The organism is Curtobacterium sp. B8 (genome assembly GCF_000333315.1).
GTDB lineage: Bacteria > Actinomycetota > Actinomycetes > Actinomycetales > Microbacteriaceae > Curtobacterium > Curtobacterium luteum.
Window position 1 is genome coordinate 1 of the sequence record NZ_BACW01000614.1, and the last position, 1,640, is coordinate 1,640.

At 67.0% G+C, this 1,640-nt stretch carries 2 protein-coding genes; both read left to right on the forward strand.

Annotated elements, in window-relative coordinates:
• Nucleotides 1-191 (forward strand): hypothetical protein (locus tag I59_RS23220; protein ID WP_042726853.1); only part of this gene is annotated, 191 nt, incomplete at its 5' end.
• A 13-nt stretch (nucleotides 192-204) separates the two neighbouring features.
• Nucleotides 205-1,640 (forward strand): nucleotidyltransferase family protein (locus tag I59_RS20280; RefSeq protein ID WP_148286290.1); only part of this gene is annotated, 1,436 nt, incomplete at its 3' end.

Here is a 1,640-nt window from a genome sequence, read left to right on the forward strand (position 1 = left end):
CAACGGGGGTCGCATCTCCGGTCCCGGTCTGGTTGACGACGACCCTCCGCGCGTGGGCACATTCGAGGACATCGCCCACGTCGTGGTCGACAGCTCCCGCTCGCCAGCTCGACCCAGGCGACTCGGACCCATACGACCGGAGCCGCTTCATGAACCTCATGATCTCGATCTGGCGGGAGACGACCCCGTGAAAGGAACGACACCGTGTCCACGACCATGACTCCCGAAGCACTCGCGATCCTGTGGGTGGCCGCGGCCTCGCAGCGGTCGACGGACCCGTTCCCGGACGGCGTCGCTGTCGAACCGTTCGTTGAGCTGCTCCGCGAGCACAAGCTGTCGTCGACGGCTCTCCGGCGCTGTCATCCGACCATCCCGACCTCGGTCTCGCGGGCTGTGGAGGAGCTCGGTACCGAGACCGAGGCGCATGCGATCGCCATCCAGCGCGACATCCGTACCCTCGACGCCGAGCTCGTCGACTTCGCCGATCGCTTCGGGCCGGTCGTCTACCTGAAGGGGCACAGTGCGCAGCTGCACACACGAGGGTGTCACCGGACCCACCGTCCGACGACGGACATCGATCTGCTCGCTTCGGATCCGGAGGCGCTGCAAGCGGAGTTGATGCGTCTGGGCTACCGCTCCGGCAAGCCGGGGATCAGCCATGAGCTCAGCGCGCTGCACCACGATGAGCGGGTCGACATCGACCTGCATCGCTACTTCCCCTCCTGGTCCTACCCGATGGGCGTGAACGGCCAGAGCAACGGACCCTCCACCCAGCTGGCTCGCATCCGAACCTCCCGTGTCAGCTACGAGATGCTGGCGCAGTCCTCGATCGTCCACCCGGACGCGCCCGCGGGGAACGTTCGTCTGACCGGCTTGGAAGAGACCACGCTGCTCACCGCGCTGCACGCGTTCAAGGACTACGTCGAGGCGTCCTTCATACACGGGCGCAGGAAGATCACGCTCCTCGAGGTGCTCGAGTTCGGCGAGCTCCTCAGCGTCCCGGACTTCGATGAGCCCCGCTTCCGCGCCCTCACTGACGCGACGGCGGGGAACGACGCCGTGGACTTCGTGCACGAGATGCTCCGGCAACTGCGGGCCCCCGAGACGACCGGCTTCCGACGGTCGTTTCCGCGAGAGATCGCCCGGGGCGTCCTCTCCGAGGGGCGCGAGCCGCTCGGAACCCTCGTGCAGATGCGGTCCTTCTACCGCCAGTTGAGCACGGAGCGCCCGACGGACACATGGCCGCTCCTCTCCTCGGACGGCCTCGCACTCACCGACGACCACGGAACGGCGCTGCGATGCTGGCCCGACCACCCGTCGGCTCAGACCGCGCACGAGGTCACGTTGCGTTGGTCGACGGGCGAACCGGTCCTCAGCGTGCGCTGTCGTGCCGCCGTGTCGAGCCTCCACTACTTCGTGCACGTGGTACTCGGCTTCGCGGACCGGTACGAGAAGATCTCGCTGGACCTCGTCAACGACGACGTCATCCTGACGAAGAACGGGGTCGCGTCCTCGGGCACACTCCACGCCGATGAGACCGGATGGACAGCGACCTTCACCTTGGACACGTCCGCACGCCCCATCGACGAACCCGTCGTGGTGCACAGCTACCAGTTCCTCCAGCCCATCGATGACGACTG